Source organism: Halomonas sp. AOP43-A1-21 (genome assembly GCF_052376775.1).
Taxonomy (GTDB): Bacteria; Pseudomonadota; Gammaproteobacteria; order Pseudomonadales; family Halomonadaceae; genus Vreelandella; species Vreelandella colorata.
On record NZ_JBQSWC010000015.1, the window covers coordinates 74,951 to 91,772 of the forward strand.

General features: G+C 52.2%; 14 protein-coding genes. 6 read left to right on the forward strand and 8 right to left on the reverse strand.

What is annotated here, in order from left to right:
• Positions 1 to 18: 18 nt before the first annotated feature.
• From ACT3R7_RS10245 to ACT3R7_RS10280, 8 genes are all read right to left on the reverse strand, one after another.
• Entirely contained in the window at positions 19 to 258 is a 240-nt protein-coding gene (locus ACT3R7_RS10245) for a DUF2789 domain-containing protein (RefSeq protein WP_193091662.1), read from the reverse strand.
• Positions 259 to 327: 69 nt separating this feature from the next.
• Positions 328 to 1,398 (reverse strand): asparaginase, encoded by a 1,071-nt coding sequence (locus ACT3R7_RS10250; protein ID WP_193091661.1) that lies wholly within the window; start codon positions 1,396 to 1,398, stop codon positions 328 to 330.
• Between the two features lie 43 nt (positions 1,399 to 1,441).
• Positions 1,442 to 2,641: an MFS transporter gene (locus ACT3R7_RS10255; protein ID WP_193091660.1), complete on the reverse strand. Its 1,200-nt coding sequence runs from the start codon at positions 2,639 to 2,641 to the stop codon at positions 1,442 to 1,444.
• Between the two features lie 6 nt (positions 2,642 to 2,647).
• Positions 2,648 to 3,151, reverse strand: coding sequence for a hypothetical protein (locus ACT3R7_RS10260; RefSeq protein WP_192538246.1), 504 nt, complete (start codon positions 3,149 to 3,151; stop codon positions 2,648 to 2,650).
• Between the two features lie 78 nt (positions 3,152 to 3,229).
• Positions 3,230 to 4,483: a DEAD/DEAH box helicase gene (locus tag ACT3R7_RS10265; protein WP_192538245.1), complete on the reverse strand. Its 1,254-nt coding sequence runs from the start codon at positions 4,481 to 4,483 to the stop codon at positions 3,230 to 3,232.
• 335 nt (positions 4,484 to 4,818) lie between these two features.
• Positions 4,819 to 5,433 (reverse strand): PqiC family protein, encoded by a 615-nt coding sequence (locus ACT3R7_RS10270; protein WP_192538244.1) that lies wholly within the window; start codon positions 5,431 to 5,433, stop codon positions 4,819 to 4,821.
• Between the two features lie 13 nt (positions 5,434 to 5,446).
• Positions 5,447 to 7,120: an intermembrane transport protein PqiB gene (gene pqiB / locus ACT3R7_RS10275; protein WP_193091659.1), complete on the reverse strand. Its 1,674-nt coding sequence runs from the start codon at positions 7,118 to 7,120 to the stop codon at positions 5,447 to 5,449.
• Positions 7,120 to 8,460, reverse strand: a complete 1,341-nt coding sequence (locus ACT3R7_RS10280) for a PqiA/YebS family transporter subunit (RefSeq protein ID WP_496199027.1) — start codon at positions 8,458 to 8,460, stop codon at positions 7,120 to 7,122. The genes pqiB and ACT3R7_RS10280 overlap by 1 nt, the downstream gene beginning before the upstream one ends.
• A gap of 187 nt (positions 8,461 to 8,647) precedes the next feature.
• Here ACT3R7_RS10280 and ACT3R7_RS10285 point away from each other — a divergent pair, with 187 nt between their 5' ends.
• The 6 genes from ACT3R7_RS10285 to ACT3R7_RS10310 all read left to right on the forward strand — a co-directional run bounded on the left by ACT3R7_RS10285 (position 8,648) and on the right by ACT3R7_RS10310 (position 16,679).
• Positions 8,648 to 9,622 (forward strand): calcium/sodium antiporter, encoded by a 975-nt coding sequence (locus ACT3R7_RS10285; protein WP_192538242.1) that lies wholly within the window; start codon positions 8,648 to 8,650, stop codon positions 9,620 to 9,622.
• A 205-nt stretch (positions 9,623 to 9,827) separates the two neighbouring features.
• Positions 9,828 to 11,243, forward strand: a complete 1,416-nt coding sequence (locus ACT3R7_RS10290) for a cytochrome ubiquinol oxidase subunit I (RefSeq protein WP_192538241.1) — start codon at positions 9,828 to 9,830, stop codon at positions 11,241 to 11,243.
• 3 nt (positions 11,244 to 11,246) lie between these two features.
• A complete protein-coding gene (gene cydB, locus ACT3R7_RS10295) occupies positions 11,247 to 12,248 on the forward strand; it encodes a cytochrome d ubiquinol oxidase subunit II (protein WP_192538240.1) in 1,002 nt (333 codons plus the stop codon).
• 15 nt (positions 12,249 to 12,263) lie between these two features.
• Positions 12,264 to 13,928 (forward strand): thiol reductant ABC exporter subunit CydD, encoded by a 1,665-nt coding sequence (cydD, locus tag ACT3R7_RS10300; protein WP_193091658.1) that lies wholly within the window; start codon positions 12,264 to 12,266, stop codon positions 13,926 to 13,928.
• Entirely contained in the window at positions 13,918 to 15,645 is a 1,728-nt protein-coding gene (gene cydC / locus ACT3R7_RS10305; RefSeq protein WP_193091657.1) for a thiol reductant ABC exporter subunit CydC, read from the forward strand. Before cydD ends, cydC begins: the two co-directional genes overlap by 11 nt.
• 32 nt (positions 15,646 to 15,677) lie before the next feature.
• Positions 15,678 to 16,679 carry an adenosine deaminase gene (locus ACT3R7_RS10310; protein WP_192538237.1) on the forward strand — a complete coding sequence of 334 codons (1,002 nt, stop codon included), beginning with the start codon at positions 15,678 to 15,680 and terminating at the stop codon, positions 16,677 to 16,679.
• The last annotated feature ends 143 nt before the right edge of the window (positions 16,680 to 16,822 follow it).

Genomic DNA, 16,822 nt, shown 5'->3' on the forward strand with positions numbered 1-16,822 from the left:
TATGGTAATAAAAAAAACTTAACCGTCCTGGTGCATTGCTACATCAAGGTGGTCAACCAGCTCCGCCCAATCGGCATCGTCTTCAATCGCTTCGCGTAGGAAGTCGGCTTGACCTTCGTTCCAGCAGGGAGCATCGGCCAGGGCCATATCCTTAGGTAGTGGACGATGACGCTTGATAAATTGCTCAATTGAATCTGGATCTGAGCGCAGGCCCAGCTGTTCAAAAAGATCACTAAAAAAATGCACTGGCTTTTCCATAATTATGCGCTCCTTCAATAGGTTGCTACTGGTTAAGCCTAGCGTAAATTATTGATTTCGCAAGCGCTATTAGCGCTCACCCACTAGCGAGGTGAGAAAACGCTGGCGCTGCACATCGAAGCCAATGGGTTGGGCTAACAGGTGGACCAGCTTGGTAAACGTGGCCTCAGGCGTCATGGCGTCTCCCGATAACACTCCGGCATCCGCCAAACCTTGACCCGCCGCATAAGCGCCCATATGGACGCTGCCCTCTGGGCAAAGGCTGATAGCCGCCAACAGCTTCCCTTCACCGCTGGCTGTGGCCAGGATATTAAGCAACGCCGGGTCGTTGGGTAGATTGCCGGCCCCCCAGAGCTGCAATACTGCCCCTTTAACGCGTGGATCATTTAACCATGCATCCAGTTGCCAGGCCGCCATACCTGGCCACAGAGCGATACGCACCACTTCTCCTTGGCTCAGACCCTGGTAATCGGCTAGTTCAAAACGTGGCGCACCACGCTGCTGTAAAGCCAACCCGCGGCTTGGGTAGTAGACGAAATCGTCGCCCACACGTTCCCCAAGCAGCGGATAGCAGGGAGTAGAAAATGCCGTTAATGCGCTGCTGTGGTGCTTTATCGCTCTTACGCCGCGCATTAGCCGGTTGGCGAAATAGATAGCCACTTCCTGCAGCTCGGCGGTGGCCGCAAAGCGTAAAGCACCATGTATATTATTCAGTCCATCGCTATTAGGCGCTTCCAGCGGCAGCATCGCGCCCGTTAGTACGACGGGGCGGTCAATGCCCTGAAGTTGATAAGCGAGACTAGCCGCGGACCAGCTAAGCGTATCGGTTCCATGGAGGATCACAAAGCCACGATACTCGGTCAGACGTGATGTAATATCATCTGCCAATTGCTGCCAGTTAAGAGGAGTCGCCGTACTGGAGTCAATCAGATTGGCATAGCTAATAACATCATAGGCTGGCAGTAACTGCTGCTGAACGACGGGTAATTGGCTTAATGCTTTTGCCATACGCTGAGCAAAATTACCGCCGGGGGTAAGCCCGTTATCCGCCTGCTGCATACCAATGGTTCCACCCGTATAAATCACCAGCAGGCGCTCTTGGGTGGGGGTCGCTTGGGCTAAGCGGGATAAGGTACTCATACGGGCTTCCTAACGCTTTCAGTGATGTTTTTAAAAAATGCTTTTAAAGACGGTGGACCTGAAGAACACCATTTTGATCATCCAACTGACGTTGGCGTCCCACCAGAAGGGCAAACCCACAACAGATGCCAACGAGCAGAATCAGTAGCCAGGCAATATAGTCAGCGTGGATACCAGACTGAATTAGTAAGCCGACGCCAAAGGGGCCTATGGCGGCAATCATATATCCCCCGCCTTGCACCAGACCGGATAGCTGCCCTGCTAGGCGAGAATTGGCGGTGCGTAATACAAGCAGGCTCAGCGCCATGCTGAAACTACCGCCTTGACCCAGACCTAAAAAAAACGCGCCAGGCCATTTCCATGCCAACGGTGCGATTAGCAACATCCAAAGCCCGAGTGCCGTACTGAGTAATACCAGCAAAAGCGCTGGTCGCTGGTCGTGGCCCAGCCTTGCAAGCCACGGCGCGCCTAAGGCTGAAGCCAGTTGGCACATAATCGAAACGGCCATTGTCCAGCCCGCGCTGGCTTCATCGTAGCCACGGTCTACCAATAGCGTAGGGAGCCAGCCAAATACGATATAGGCCATCGACGATTGAATGCCCATAAACAACATCACATGCCACGTGAGCGGTTTACGCAGTAATCGTAAAAGACCCGTAGTGGGTACTTGAGGCGCATGATGGGTGTGACTGTTAGGCATCTGAAAGTGCCAAAGAGCGAGTGCAAATACGGCAAGCAATGCCCAGCTCATAAGACTTGCTTGCCAGCTTCCCAGCCAATCGGTAAGGGGTACGCTTAGACCTGCCCCCAGTGCCCCGCCCAGGCAGAGAGCCATGGTATAAAGGCCGGTCAGCAGGTCGGCGCTTTCAGGTAGTTCGCGCTTAACAAGCGCAGGCAACAAGGTGCCGCTGATCCCAATGGCGCCACCGGTCATGGCCGAGCCTATAAACAACACACCTGGCAGTGGCAAGCCGCGCAGAATTAAGCCGGCTGCAAGCAATAAAAGCGCTGTGCTAAGCGCACGCTCACTTCCCAGGCGCTGAGCTAAAAGAGGCGCCATTGGCGCTGATAAGCCCAAAAACAGCACGGGCAGGGTAGTAAGAACCCCCGCAGCTGCGGCCGAAAGCCCCGCTGTTTCTTGTAAGCGCGTTAGCAAAGGGGCCACTGAGGAAAGCGCGGGGCGTAAATTCAGCCCCACGACAACCATCAATAAAATAAATGTGAGTGAACGACGGGACATCATGGCTGCTTACTTAAGGTAGGGGCGTAAATCACCGCGAACTGCATCAAGTAGCGTGATGAAGTTGTAGTCCTGTGGTGTTTCCAGGCAATCAACGCGAACGCTGGTGCGCATGCCCTGATTGATATCCAGCTTATCGTAGATTTCAAGCGTCACTTTTTGGGCGGGTTTATCGCCTGGACCAATAGTGCCGTCTTCAAGCGTAAACGTCTCAATCAGTGTGGCGCGTACGCGGGTGCTGTTGTCTTCACTAAGAACGCGTCGAATAAACAGCCAGCCTTCACAGGGTAGCGCTACATTATCATCACGTTCACGTAGGAACAGTGTGCGATAGCAGGCGCCTTCAGCCGAGGCTTTTTCCGCCATGCTGCGGTAAGCCTGGACGACCTGTTTTGAAGAGGCGCGGGCATCTTCCAGGCGTTGCGAAATCCCCTGGTGCTCACGGCTAAGCTGTTCTTGACGTTGAAAACTAAGCCACTGCCGGTAGTCAGCAATAAGTTGAGATGAGGACATGATCGCTCCCTGAAAATGTGTTAGTCAACGCATCGGAATATGCGAGGGCATAACCTTCGCATATTCCTTCCCGCTGGGCTAGCGGCGCGCGCGCCGGCGGCGTTCACCGCTGGGTTTTGCGGCTTCGCCACTCGGTTTACGACGAGCTTGAGGCTGGCGCTGACGACGGCCATTCTCGATGGGCTCGGGTTTGGCGTTCGGGTCGGGCTCAAAGCCGGGTTCGATATGCTTGGTCAGGTTTTGCTTGATTAAGCGCTCGATATTGCCCAGCAGCCCATGCTCATCGACACATACTAATGAAACTGCTGCGCCATTGCTGCCGGCCCGGCCTGTACGACCAATGCGGTGTACGTAGTCTTCGGCGACGTTAGGCAGTTCAAAATTCACTACGTGGGGGAGCTCGCTGATATCAAGCCCGCGCGCGGCGATATCGGTGGCGACCAGTACCTGTAAATCACCGCTTTTGAACGCACCCAGCGCTCGTGTACGCGCGCCCTGGCTTTTATTGCCGTGAATCGCCATGGCCGGAATGTCTTGCTTGGAAAGCTGCTCGGCAAGCCGGTTGGCTCCGTGCTTGGTACGGGTGAAAACCAATACCTGAAACCAGCCATGGCGCTGAATCAGATGGGCCAGCAGTTCGCGCTTTTTATCACGGTCGACGCGGTAAACGGCCTGTTCGATTTTTTCGGCGGTCGTGTTACGCGGAGCAACTTCAATAAGCGCTGGGTTATTTAGCAACTGCTGGGCCAGCGTTTGAATTTCATTGGAGAACGTGGCTGAGAACAGCAGATTCTGACGCTGCTTGGGCACCAGGCGCAGCACGCGTTTAATATCGTGAATAAATCCCATATCCAACATGCGGTCGGCTTCATCAAGCACTAAAATTTCGATAGCCGAAAGATCGACATGGCCCTGCTGCTGAAGGTCCAGCAGGCGACCCGGCGTGGCAATCAATACGTCCAGGCCAGCTTTAATCGCATCGACTTGAGGCTGTTGGCCGACGCCACCAAAAATAGTATGCGAGCGTAAAGCGAGGTGCTTGCCATAGGTGGATACACTTTCCCCTACCTGGGCTGCCAGCTCGCGCGTTGGGGTTAACACCAGCGCTCTAACCTGGCGTTTTTCGGGGCGTTTGCCGCCTGAAAGGCGCTGCAGCATCGGCAGGGTAAAACCTGCCGTTTTACCTGTGCCCGTTTGGGCGCTCGCGAGTAAATCGCGACCTTCTAAAACAACCGGAATGGCCTTTAATTGGATCGGGGTAGGCTGGGTATAGCCTTGCGCCGTAACGGCGCGTAATAAATCTTCATGCAGACCAAGTTCAGAAAAGCTCATGCGTTCTCCGCAGTCGCCTAGCAAGGCAACAGCTGCTTAAAAAGCGTTGTTGCTAGGCGTATTTTTTTCAAAAGGCGAGGATAATAATCATCGCGGCAGCGAAGTTTGCCAGATAATTCGCTACACCGCGATGATCGTTGATTAGCCACGAATGACCATAACGAAATAGTGTGGTCAGTATGGAAGAGACGGGCATTTAACAGTGGGTAGTACTGACAGCGGGCATTGCGATAGGTTGCAACCCATAATATGCCCGCCAGTGTAACATGAAGATTGTACAAGGCGGGCATTCTTGTCGCGTTTGGTTGACGAGACTAGGCTTAGTGAGATCTTGATTAGTTAAAATAGTTGCCTTGACGTATCTGATCGGCAATTTGTTCGGCCACGTCATCCCAGCTGGCGCCTAAGGCGCGCACCAAAGCGGGGTAGCCGTCGTCATCCAGCGCCGTTTGTGCTGCAAAGGTCTTCATGGCAAGCAGCTCGTTGCTGGTACTGCGCAACTGCCATTGACCGGTTGCAATCGCCAAACCGTCGTGACGCCCCTGGAACTGGTCGACTTCCAGGCGCAGGCTAAGCGCTTCGGGCTGGCTGCTATCGTCACGCACCACGCGAATCAGCGGCAGCTCTTGAGATAAGCGCGTGCGCAAACTGCGCGCAAGCTGGCGGCCAATGCTTTCAGCCCACTGGTGTTCGCGCGCTTCGTTAAGCGTAATATCATCCAGCTGCATAATGATGCCATCGACGTCCAGGTAGTGGGCAAGCCGCGGCGAACTCAGCTGTAACGTGCCCTGAGGATTATTCGGCGTATTGGCTAGCTGACTGTTGGGTAGCATATAGCGCGCAGGTGGAGTGACGCTGCTTGCACAGGCGGTAAGCATAAGGCACGCGACCAGCAGCGATAAGCCTTTCAAACTCAGTAGCGATAAGCGGTTTGTAGATAGTAAGCGCATAACGTTGTCCTTCTTAGCGCGGTGCACGCGGTATCGGATCTTGAGCATCCAGGTTATCAAACAGCAGTGCCCGCGGATTATCATTCAGGGTGCGGGTCAGTGGTTGAAGATCACGCATTAACCGGTCCAGTCGCTCAATGGCTGAAGTAAGATCCTGGTACGCTGGCGAAGAGGGCGAAACACCTTGCAGCGTGTTGCGAAGCTCTTCAAGCGTTGCATTGAGATTGCCGCCCACCGCCTGGGTTTCAGGATCATTTAACAGCTGGTTAAGCGATGTGCTGACGTCACGCACTTCATCAAGCATTCGTTCAGAAGCCTGCAGATTACGATCCAGTCCGGCGAGCAAGGGTTCTACTTCAAGCGCGTTTAATTTATCCAGCAAACTGGTGATTTGCGCCTGAATTTGAGCAAATCCTCCCGCCACGGTGGGGAAAACCGTTCGGTTTGAAAACGTTTCAGCGATATATCTCTCTTCTGAATCGCGTTGAAAATTAAGATCGACAAATAGCGCTCCGGTTAATAGGTTGCCGTTTTTAAGCGAGGCGCGAAGCCCTATGCTAAACAAGCGATTAAGGCGGGCTTCCCACTCTTCCAGGTCGACATCTGTGTTTTCGATGCCCAAGCGCTGTGGCTCAATGCGAATCAGCACGGGAATTGCAAAACGGGCACGGGAGTCTGGTTGTGGCGCCGTAAAGTTCCAGGGTACCGCCGCTACGGTACCCATTCGAACGCCGCGAAACTCAACGGGTGCCCCGCGTGAAAGCCCACGAACCGTATCATCAACCAATAAGACGTACTCTAAATAGCGGTTAAAGGTGCCTTCGCGAGCGTCATCTTCATCAGCATAAAGATTAAACTGGGCGCCAGCTTCGACCTTTCTGCCCATAGGTAAATCTTCAGGCACGCCAAACGTCACGCCGCCACCCAGCAGCGCTTCCAGGGATTCGACGTTCACTCGAAAGCCATTGGCATCCAGACGAAAATCTACGCCGCTGGACGACCAGAAGCGCGTGCTGTCGGTAACTAGCTGCGCATAAGGCTCTTCAATAAAAACCTGATGCTGCATGGTGCGTGATTCAGGATCGAAGCTGGCTTCTTCCACCCGGCCAACAGTATAACCTTGGTAAGAAACCGGGTCGCCCACGCGCAGTGAGTTGCCCAACTGGCTAATTAAACTGATATTGAGACCCGCCATACCTGCCGTCGCGACCGGTGGCACATCGCTAACCGGGAATTCGCGGCGCTGCTCTTCGGAGGTTCCAGGTTCAAGCTGAATATAGGCGCCTGAGAGTACAGTACCCAGGCCGCTAATGCCTTCCCTTCCAATGCGCGGTTTAACAACCCAGAAGCGGCTATCCTCGCGCAACAGTTTGTCGGCCTGGGGCTGAATTCGAGCCGTGATAACGGCACTGCTCAAATCTTCAGAGAGCTGAACGTTTTGCACTAGCCCAATTTCAACATTGCGGCTACGAATGAGGGTGTTACCCGCTTCGATACCTTCAGCATTGTTCATGGTCAAGGTGATCAGCGTACCGCGGCTGGTGTAGTTATCATATACCAGCCATAACCCAATAATGATGGCCACGATAGGCACAATCCATATGGGCGAAAGGCGAGTTTGCCGAGAAGACTTGGCCTTGTTCAGGTCGGGCTCTTGCTCATTGTTTATCGGGGTATCATTACCCATTAATGGCTCCCTGAGTGGCGATTATCTGGTGTGGATGCCTTGGTTTCGGGGGCATCCCATATTAAACGGGGGTCAAAAGTCATGGCGGCGAGCATAGTCAAAACCACCACTGAGGAAAATGCCAGTGCGGCAGGGCCGGGGGTAATCGACATGAGTGAGCCAGCGCGAATCAAGGCAACCAGAATAGCGACCACAAATACATCGACCATTGACCAGCGCCCAATGAATTCGGTTATTCGATAAAGCTTGGTGCGGCTAATGGTGTTGGGACGGCCGCTGCGCTGTACCGCAATGCATAGCCATGAAAGTGCAAGCAGCTTACCTACCGGTACGATAACGCTGGCAATAAAAATAACCGCCGCCACTGGCCAGGAGCCCATTTGCATGAGCTGAACCACGCCACCAATAATCGTAGATGAGCCGCTGTGCCCTAGGCTGGTGGTGGTCATAATAGGATAAACATTGGCCGGAATATACATGATGGTGGCAGCGCCGAGCAGCGCCCAGGTACGCTGTAAGCTAAACGGTAATCGATGGTGGAGCTTTTCATGGCATCGGATACAGCGTGACTTGCGTCCGCGGGAAAACGCATTGATAAGCCCACAGGTAGGGCATCCTGTAAGGTCCTGGCGGGATGCGGTCATTCCAGTTTGTGTGCCTTCCGGGGCAAGGGGCTCCCCTTCTAAAGAGAACCACATCCAGTCGGCATCAATTGATTGAGTGGTCATTAATAAAAGTATCGCAAAGACGCAAAATGCCCAGAATGAAATACCTAGCTCTATCTCCGCCATGCCAGCTACTTTGATCAAACTTACCAGCGCCCCAATAATAAATACATCGGCCATCATCCAGGGCGTCAGATGGGCAAGAGAGCGCGCAATATCGCGACTAAATGCTAAAGGCTTGCCATGCAAAAGACCAAACTGTAGCCAGATAACACTGAGCAGGTAAACCGCTGGTAGAACGGCAATGGTCATAATAACAATGATGGCAACCACGGGCTGATGAAAGGCAATAAGGGTGGTTGCGGTCTGCGATAGCTCAATACGGTTCCCAACACCGCTAACGTTGAAACTCACAAACGGAAACGATACTGCCACTATTAATGCAATAAGTGCCGCAATAGCTAATGCCATACTACGCTGAGCTGGGTAGCGGTGACGTTTGACCAATACATGCGAGCATCGCGGGCAGCTGGCCTTTTCTCCAGACCCTAAGGGGGGTAATGCCGAAATCCAGTCACACTCATGGCATGCTCGTAAGCGCCTGCGCTGAACACGGGTTTCAGGCGGTAAGCGATCTACCAGAGGCGTATTGACCGGAAGTGAAGGGCGTTTCATCAAACGATAGTGGGGCAAATGCGACACTCTCAATGCGAATTCAAAGTAAAACTAACAGAGTCTAGGCCATTTAGCTTACAAATCCGGCTTAGACAAATAATAGCTTATATCGTACTTGACCGGAGCATCGGGTTAGTCAAGGATGCAGCCGCGATAGTGCCTAATATTTGTTCAATAAGGAAATGAAATGTTGCTTCCTGTTCTAGCGGTATTGGTAGGATTGGTGTTATTGATCTGGAGTGCTGAGAAGTTTGTTGACGGCGCTGCCGCTACCTCACGCTGGCTCGGCCTCTCCCCCTTGCTGATCGGTATGCTGGTGATTGGGTTTGGTACCTCAGCGCCAGAAATGATGGTGTCTGTATTAGCTGCCTTACAAGGTAATCCAGGGTTGGCGGTAGGCAATGCCTATGGTTCCAATATTGCCAATATTGGCCTGGTATTGGGGTTTGTGGCGCTCATCGCTCCCTTGGCCGTGCACTCAAGCGTTATCCGTAAAGAGATGCCGTTTCTCATACTGGTCACGCTTATTACCGGTCTCATGCTATGGGACGGTTGGGTTGCACGTTGGGAGGCGGCTGTCTTGCTAGTGACCCTGGCCGTGTTTATTGGTTTTAGTATCATCCGCTCGAAAAAACAGCAAGACGACTCACTTGTCGATGATGTGTCTGAATCGCTCGATAGTAAGTCCATGTCACGTGGCAAAGCTATTATGTGGACATTGGTTGGCTTGGTATTTTTGATTGTTAGCTCGCGCATGTTGGTATGGGGAGCGGTCGAAATTGCTCAACGTTTTGGAGTGAGCGACCTGATTATCGGTTTAACCGTCGTGGCGGTAGGCACATCGTTGCCGGAACTTGCCTCATCAATTAGTGCGCTGCGCCGTAAAGAGCACGACATGGTGCTGGGCAATGTCGTGGGTTCTAACTTGTTTAATAGTTTGGCGGTGGTCGGATTGGCGGGGGTTATTGCCCCGATCGATGCAGGCCGCGAAGTGCTGGTGCGTGATTGGAGCATCATGACTTGTATGACACTGCTGATGATCCTGTTCGCATTTTCCTGGCGTGGACGCCCTCGCCGAATTAATCGTTTGGAGGGCGGCGTGCTATTTACTCTTTTTATAGCTTATACCGGCTATATGGTGAGTATTGTAGTTTTATCTTAATAATTTATCGGCGTTATTTGATGTGCGTCAATGAGACACGTTTTGAAGAAAATTGGTCGGTGTATAGTAAGAGGTAAGTCAGTAAGATGACAATATAAGTAAAGAATAGGCTTAGGTGCTTATAACTAAAATGCACAGCCCGCGAGGCACAACTAAGCTTGTATTAACCATGAATGGGATATCAATTCAGGCCTAGGAGCGTGTAATGGAACTCGATCCCTTAATGTTGTCGCGAATCCAATTCGCATTTGTTGTCTGCTTTCACACTATATTCCCTGTGTTCACGATTGGATTGGCGTCTTATATTGCGCTATTACAAGGACTTTTTTTCAAAACGCAAAACCCGGCCTGGGACCGGCTGGCGCTGTTTTGGACAAAAGTGTTTGCCGTTGTGTTTGGTATGGGTGTTGTGTCAGGAATTGTGATGTCGTTCCAGTTTGGTACGAACTGGAGCAACTTCTCTCTGGCGGCGTCCAATTTCATTGGCCCATTGCTCAGCTACGAAGTGGTGACCGCTTTCTTCCTTGAAGCAGCTTTCTTGGGCATATTGCTTTTTGGCCGTGGAAAAGTGCCTCAGGGCATCCATTTGCTGGCTGCGACCATGGTAGCTGTGGGAACGTTTATTTCTGCTTTCTGGATATTATCGGCTAACAGCTGGATGCATACGCCAGCAGGCGTTGAGCTTATCGATAACCGCTTCCACGTAACCTCGTGGAGCGAAGCAATTTTTAATCCCTCTTTCCCTTATCGCTTTGCGCATATGGCAATGGCTTCCTTTATTACCGGTGGTTTTGTCGTTGCCGGCGTGAGCGCATGGTTCTTGCTGCGTGGTCGTGATCCAGAGGCCAATCGGCGTGCGCTTTCAATGTGTTTATGGCTACTGCTGTTTTTGACGCCTCTTCAGGCAGTAGTAGGCGATTATCATGGCCTAAATACGCTTGAACATCAGCCTACTAAGGTGGCAGCAATGGAAGGTCACTGGGAAACGGCGACTAACGTGCCCTTACTGTTGTTTGCGCTGCCGGATCAGGAGGCTCAGGAAAACCGCTTGGCTATTGGCATTCCCAATCTGGCAAGCCTCATTTTGACGCACTCATTTGATGGTGAAATTCCAGGCATTAGCGAGGTACCGCCTGAGGAGCAGCCGCCTGTCATGCTCGTTTTCTGGTCTTTCCGGGTAATGGTGGGTATTGGCCTGTTAATGATTGCAACCGCATTTGTTGGCCTTCTCCTGCGCCGTAAAGGTCGTATCTATGAGAGTCCAGTATTTCTTAAGACACTGGTGGGCATGATTTCTCTACCTTTTATCGCCGTTCTTGCAGGCTGGGTAGTTACCGAATCGGGCCGTGCACCTTGGCTAGTATACGGAGTGATGACGCATGCAGAAGGGGTTACTCCTTCGCTGACCGGTTGGATGGCCTTGGCTACGTTAATTGGTTATGTGTTGGTGTATGCCGTCGTCTTTTACGCCGGTATCTATTATATAACCCGCGTGGTGCGTAATGGCATGCTGCCCGAGCATGCACAGGCATCGGCTGACCGAGATGCCGACCGCCCCAAACGCCCGTTATCTGCGGCCCATACTCCCTTTGATGACGACGTTGACCCGGTGAGGAGCTAAATCATGGAAATGTTTGATCTATCGATTATTTGGGCTGGGATTATTGGGTTTGGCGTCATCATGTACGTATTGATGGATGGTTTTGACCTGGGGTTAGGCATTCTATTCCCGTTCGCCCCGGATGAAGACTCTCGTGACGTAATGATGAACTCCATCGCGCCGGTATGGGATGGAAACGAAACCTGGCTGGTGCTGGGGGGGGCTGGCCTACTAGCGGCGTTTCCCTTGGTCTATTCGATCTTTCTGCCAGCGCTTTATCTGGGTGTGTTTCTTATGCTGGCCGGTTTGATTTTTCGCGGTATCGCGTTTGAGTTTCGCTTTAAGTCACGCCGTAACCGGCACTGGTGGAATCGTGCCTTTAGCTGGGGTTCCGCAATTGCGGCCTTTGCTCAAGGGGTCGTTGTGGGGGCTTATATTCAGGGATTCCAAACCGAGAATTTTGTTTATACTGGCGGCGCGTTTGATTGGTTGACGCCTTTTACTGTGGTAACCGGCTTGGGTCTGATGGCAGGTTACGCGCTGTTAGGTTCTACATGGCTTATTCTGAAATCTGAAGGGCATGTGCAGGAATGGGCGTATAAAATTACTCCCATTTTGCTGGCCATGGTGCTGGTCGTATTTGCCATCATCAGTATCTGGACGCCTTTTGTAAATCAGGTAGTTTGGGAGCGCTGGTTTGGTAATCTTCGTTTAATCTGGATCTTTCCGGCAATGGCGCTGTTATTTGCCTTTCTGGTATTTAGGTCGGTCAAGCAGCGACGTGAAAGCTATCCCTTTCTTGCTACCATCGGCATCTATGTGTCCACTTATCTTGGTTTGATTGTAAGTCAATGGCCGATGATTGTACCGCCTAATTACACGCTGTGGGATGCAGCGTCGGCGCCTGAGTCACAGCTATTTCTTCTGATCGGCGTACTCTTTGTTATCCCGATTATCCTGGTATATACCGCATGGACATACTGGGTATTCCGCGGCAAGGTGCGTGTGGGTGAAGGATATCACTAAGCCAGGGGCATCCAGATGACAGAGCAGTCGTTGACCGCTCGCTCCTGGTTGAAAGCGTTAGCAGCATTAGAGCGGCGAAGATTACATCTCGCCGCTTTTCTTGGCGTTTTAGCAGGCGTGCAGACGGTTATCATCGTAGTCGGTCTTGCGTGGCTGGTGGAGCAGCTTACTGTTCATCAGCAATCTCCTTATCAACTTGTTAACGTGCTGGTTTTGCTGGCGCTTTGTGTGCTGGGGCGGGGTATATGTCAGTGGGCACAGGAAACGATTAGCCTAGAGGCTAGTTTGCGCATTCGCCAGCATGCGCGACGCCAAGTGCTAGATAAATGTTGGGCGCTTGGGCCAGTATGGCTGGCTTACCAACAAAGCGGGGCTTTGGCGACTCAGGCCGTGGAGAATATCGAAGCTCTGGATGGCTATTTCGCACGTTTTTATACCCAGCTACGTATTACCGCCTTGCTGCCACTACTGATTTTCTTGGTCGTGATCAGGCTTGATTATTTGGTGGCTGTGTTTTTGTTAATTTCCGCGCCGATCATTCCTCTATTCATGGCGCTGGTGGGTATGGGGGCTGAACGGGTTAATCGCGATCAGTTTGCGGCTGTGGCACGTCTTTCTGCCCACTTTCTTGATCGCGTGCGGGGAATGAGTACGCTTCAGCTATTCGGAAGAACGGCGAGTGCGCATAAAGATGTATGGTGGGCAACTGATGACTACCGTCGGTTAAGTATGCGGACTCTCCGGCTGGCTTTTTTATCTTCTGCCGTGCTTGAGTTCTTTGCATCGGTGGCTATTGCGGTGATCGCGATGTACGTGGGTTTTGGCTTGCTTGGGTATATCGATTACGGGCCGGCAACGTCACTAACACTCTTTTCTGGATTAGCTGTATTGCTGCTTGCTCCAGAATTTTTTCAGCCCTTAAGGACGCTTTCCCAGCACTATCATGACCGGGCAACGGCGCTGGGTGCGGCGGAAAGTCTGATTACAGTGCTTAATGAAACGAGCGTGCAGCGAAGCTCTCTGAATGAGCCTGATGCGGTCGATGACATTGCCGTATTGAAAAATGTGAGTGTGGAGTACGCGAATCGTGGTCGGGTGTTAGGGCCGATTGATCTAACGGTGAAAAAAGGTAGCATTATTGCCATTAGCGGTCCGTCGGGAAGCGGTAAATCAACGCTTCTGGCTCTGTTGGCCGGTTTTCTAATGCCATCTCAAGGCTCTCTGGAGCTAGCGCAACCCCGTTATGCCTGGCTCGACCAGCAGCCAAGTCTGTTACATGGCAGTTTGGCTGATAACTTGCACTTAGCTAACCCACATGCAGGTGCACCGGCCATGCTGGAGGCGCTTCATCAGGCAGGCTTGAAGGCTCTGTTAGAAAAGCTGCCCCATGGCTTGGACTCAATGATAGGTGAGCGTGGACTAGGCTTGTCGGGTGGCCAGGCGCAGCGCCTTGCCTTGGCACGTATTTACTTGAGTGACGCCTCTTTGATCTTGCTCGACGAACCAACGGCAAGCCTGGATACAGAAACCGAAGAGGTGGTTATTCAGGCGTTGCTTACGTGGGCGGCCCAAGGACGCACAATGGTCATGGCGACTCATCACCCGGCTGCTATTAAGGCAGCTCAGCGGCATCTTGAAATGCGTAATGGCCACCTGGAGGAGATAAGTTATGAAACATAACGCGTCATCTTCTGTGGCCATGCTATCCCAAGCGCGACGTGCGCTGTTGCCTTGGGTGGCGCTAATGGTGAAGCGCCGACAAAAGTTTATGCTGGGCGCTTTGCTCATTTGGTTAACCCTTGCTGCTGGTCTTGCACTATTAGGGCTTTCCGGCTGGTTTATTACTGCTTGTGCGTTAACCGGTATCGCCTTTTTGTTGGGGATGCCCGCTAGATTGGATGTGTATGTGCCGGGTGGGGGTATCCGGTTTTTTGCGCTGTTACGTACGGTTGCCCGCTATATTGAGCGTCTTTACAACCACAATACAGTGCTGCGCCTGTTGGCCGATCTGCGTTATCGGGTTTTTGGGCAGTTAATGCAGTTAGATGAGGCTGCCTTACGGCGCCAGCGTGTGAGTGATTGGTTGGGCCGCTTAACCGCCGATATCGATGCGTTGGATAATTTATATCTGCGGCTGTTGATGCCACCGCTGGTTAGTCTGCTGGTCATTGCTGGCGTAAGTCTCTTTATTGCCATTTGGCTGCCCGGCGTTGCGCTTTGGGTAGGGGGTGTACTGCTTCTCCTTTGGTTGGGCCTTACTTATGGAGTGGCGCGCTTAAGCTTTGCGCATAGCCATCGCCAGGTGGCTGATCAAGAAGGGCTTCGTCGGTTAGTGGTTGATCAGTTGCAGGCCTCTGCGGAGCTGATAGCTTATCGCACGGCCACTTGGCACCGAAATCAAGTGCAGGCACATGAAATGGCGGCGTTAGATAATCAGCGTCGCCTTGGGCGCAGCGTTGCCTTGGGTAACAGTATTATTGGCGTCATTACCGGGCTTTTGTTGCTATGGATGGTATGGGTAGGCGGTATGATGGTGGCAAGTGATGTCATCGCCGGGCCTATTCTTGTGATGCTGCTGCTGGTGCTTCTGGGTATTAATGAGGTTTTCACTCCGCTTCCTGGCGCTTTTGCGCGCTTGGGTGGCAGCGTCGCCGCGGCAGAGCGGTTAAATGCACTAGGGTCTGAAGGGGTATTGGATAAGGATCAGTCCTTACCCGCCCGCGGCCTTGACTTGTCGTTGGATCATGTAACCTATCGCTATTCTGGCAGTATAGAGCCAGCGCTTGTTAACGTGTCATTTCAGCTTATGCCAGGCGAGCAGGCGCTTATTACGGGGCGTTCCGGTGCAGGTAAAAGTACCTTGGCGGCGCTTTTAACCGGCCGCCTTGTAGCGTCTAGCGGCGATGTTAGCGTAGGTGACTGCTTGCCTGTTAGGGTGCCTGAATGTCAGCGATCCCAGCGTGTTGCATTGCTGACGCAGCAGGTGGATCTTTTTGATGCTTCGCTGGAAGATAATCTGCGTCTAGGCAATTCTGATGCCAGCGACGCCGAGCTGTGGGATGTGCTTGAGGCGATGGCGCTGGATGAGTGGGTTCAATCACTTCCCAGGCAGCTGCAAACGCCGGTAGGTGAGCGGGGCCAGCAGCTTTCGGGTGGCCAAGCCCGACGCGTTGCACTCGCTCGGCTATTATTAATGGATCCCTCGGTGGTTATTCTGGATGAGCCCTTTGCCGCGATCGATCATGACACTGCTGAAAAGGTGGCCAATGCGCTTTCTAAGTGGTTAGCAGGGCGCACCGTTATCTTTTTTGTTCACCACGGCTTGATTGGCGGACTAGCACATCAGATAAGTCACCACTGGCACCTAAGTGCTGGAGAGCTCAGTCAAAGAAAGTAATGCGCTTACTCTAAGAGCGCTAAGGAAAAGTCATGCAGGATTTTTTACGCCGTCTTCCTAAAATCGAGCTTCATTTACATATTGAGGGCTCTCTTGAGCCAGAGCTTATGTTTGCGCTGGCGGAGCGTAATAGCATCACGTTGCCGTATGCCTCCGTTGGTGAAGCCAAGGCCGCGTATCAGTTCAAGGATCTGCAAGGGTTTTTAAATCTGTATTACCAGGGCATGAATGTTCTTTGTCACGAACAGGATTTTTTTGATCTGGCCATGGATTATTTCAAGCGGGCCAGCAGTGAAGGCGTTGTTCACATTGATATGCATTTTGACCCTCAGGCTCACTTACAGCGTGGCATTGCACTTGATGTTGTCATGGCCGGATTGTTACGTGCCAAAGAAGAAGCCGAGCAAACGCTAGACCTAAGTGTTGGTTTGATCATGGCATTTTTACGCGACAGACCTGCCGATGAGGCGCTTCAGGTGCTTGAGCAGGCGGCACCCTATTGGAAGCTACTGGATGCCATTGGTCTGGATAGCGCTGAGCGTGATCATCCGCCCTCTAAATTTGTCGCCGTTTTCAACCGTGCTAAAGAGATAGGCTTGGCTCGGGTGGCTCATGCCGGAGAGGAAGGGCCTGCAGCGTATATTCTCGAAGCGTTGGATATGCTGGATGTCTGTCGTATTGATCATGGCATCCGCTGCCTGGAAAGTGATGAGGTCGTGGATCGCCTCTATGAGCAGCAAACGGTACTCACGGTATGTCCACTTTCCAATACTAGTCTTAAGGTGGTTGATGAATTAATCGACCATCCGTTGCCAGCACTTTTAGATAAAGGACTAAACGTCACCATCAGTTCGGATGACCCTGCCTACTTCGGTGGTGGGCTGTTGGCTAATCATATAGCTTGCGCTGAAGCATTTGGCTGGGATGAAGACGCTTTTGTCGAATTGAATCGCAATGCCATCACCGAAGCCTTTACGTCTGAATCCAGACGCCAGGAGTTGCTCGCGCGCTTGGCTGCCGTGAAGCCTGAATAGCTATAGGCAGCCGGAAGAAAGACGTTTCTTCTATAGATGCACTATCGTCTTAAAAGAAATGCAAAAAGTGGTTGACCCTTCGGAGAAATTGGGTAGAATACGCCCCACATCGAACGGGCAGCGTCCTTCGGTAGCTCTTTAAT

Coding starts and splice junctions, on each gene's coding strand:
- ACT3R7_RS10245 (WP_193091662.1), bottom strand. CDS start 258: ATGGAAAAGCCAGTGCATTTTTTTAGTGATCTTTTTGAACAGCTGGGC.
- ACT3R7_RS10250 (WP_193091661.1), bottom strand. CDS start 1,398: ATGAGTACCTTATCCCGCTTAGCCCAAGCGACCCCCACCCAAGAGCGC.
- ACT3R7_RS10255 (WP_193091660.1), bottom strand. CDS start 2,641: ATGATGTCCCGTCGTTCACTCACATTTATTTTATTGATGGTTGTCGTG.
- ACT3R7_RS10260 (WP_192538246.1), bottom strand. CDS start 3,151: ATGTCCTCATCTCAACTTATTGCTGACTACCGGCAGTGGCTTAGTTTT.
- ACT3R7_RS10265 (WP_192538245.1), bottom strand. CDS start 4,483: ATGAGCTTTTCTGAACTTGGTCTGCATGAAGATTTATTACGCGCCGTT.
- ACT3R7_RS10270 (WP_192538244.1), bottom strand. CDS start 5,433: ATGCGCTTACTATCTACAAACCGCTTATCGCTACTGAGTTTGAAAGGC.
- pqiB (WP_193091659.1), bottom strand. CDS start 7,120: ATGGGTAATGATACCCCGATAAACAATGAGCAAGAGCCCGACCTGAAC.
- ACT3R7_RS10280 (WP_496199027.1), bottom strand. CDS start 8,460: ATGAAACGCCCTTCACTTCCGGTCAATACGCCTCTGGTAGATCGCTTA.
- ACT3R7_RS10285 (WP_192538242.1), top strand. CDS start 8,648: ATGTTGCTTCCTGTTCTAGCGGTATTGGTAGGATTGGTGTTATTGATC.
- ACT3R7_RS10290 (WP_192538241.1), top strand. CDS start 9,828: ATGGAACTCGATCCCTTAATGTTGTCGCGAATCCAATTCGCATTTGTT.
- cydB (WP_192538240.1), top strand. CDS start 11,247: ATGGAAATGTTTGATCTATCGATTATTTGGGCTGGGATTATTGGGTTT.
- cydD (WP_193091658.1), top strand. CDS start 12,264: ATGACAGAGCAGTCGTTGACCGCTCGCTCCTGGTTGAAAGCGTTAGCA.
- cydC (WP_193091657.1), top strand. CDS start 13,918: ATGAAACATAACGCGTCATCTTCTGTGGCCATGCTATCCCAAGCGCGA.
- ACT3R7_RS10310 (WP_192538237.1), top strand. CDS start 15,678: ATGCAGGATTTTTTACGCCGTCTTCCTAAAATCGAGCTTCATTTACAT.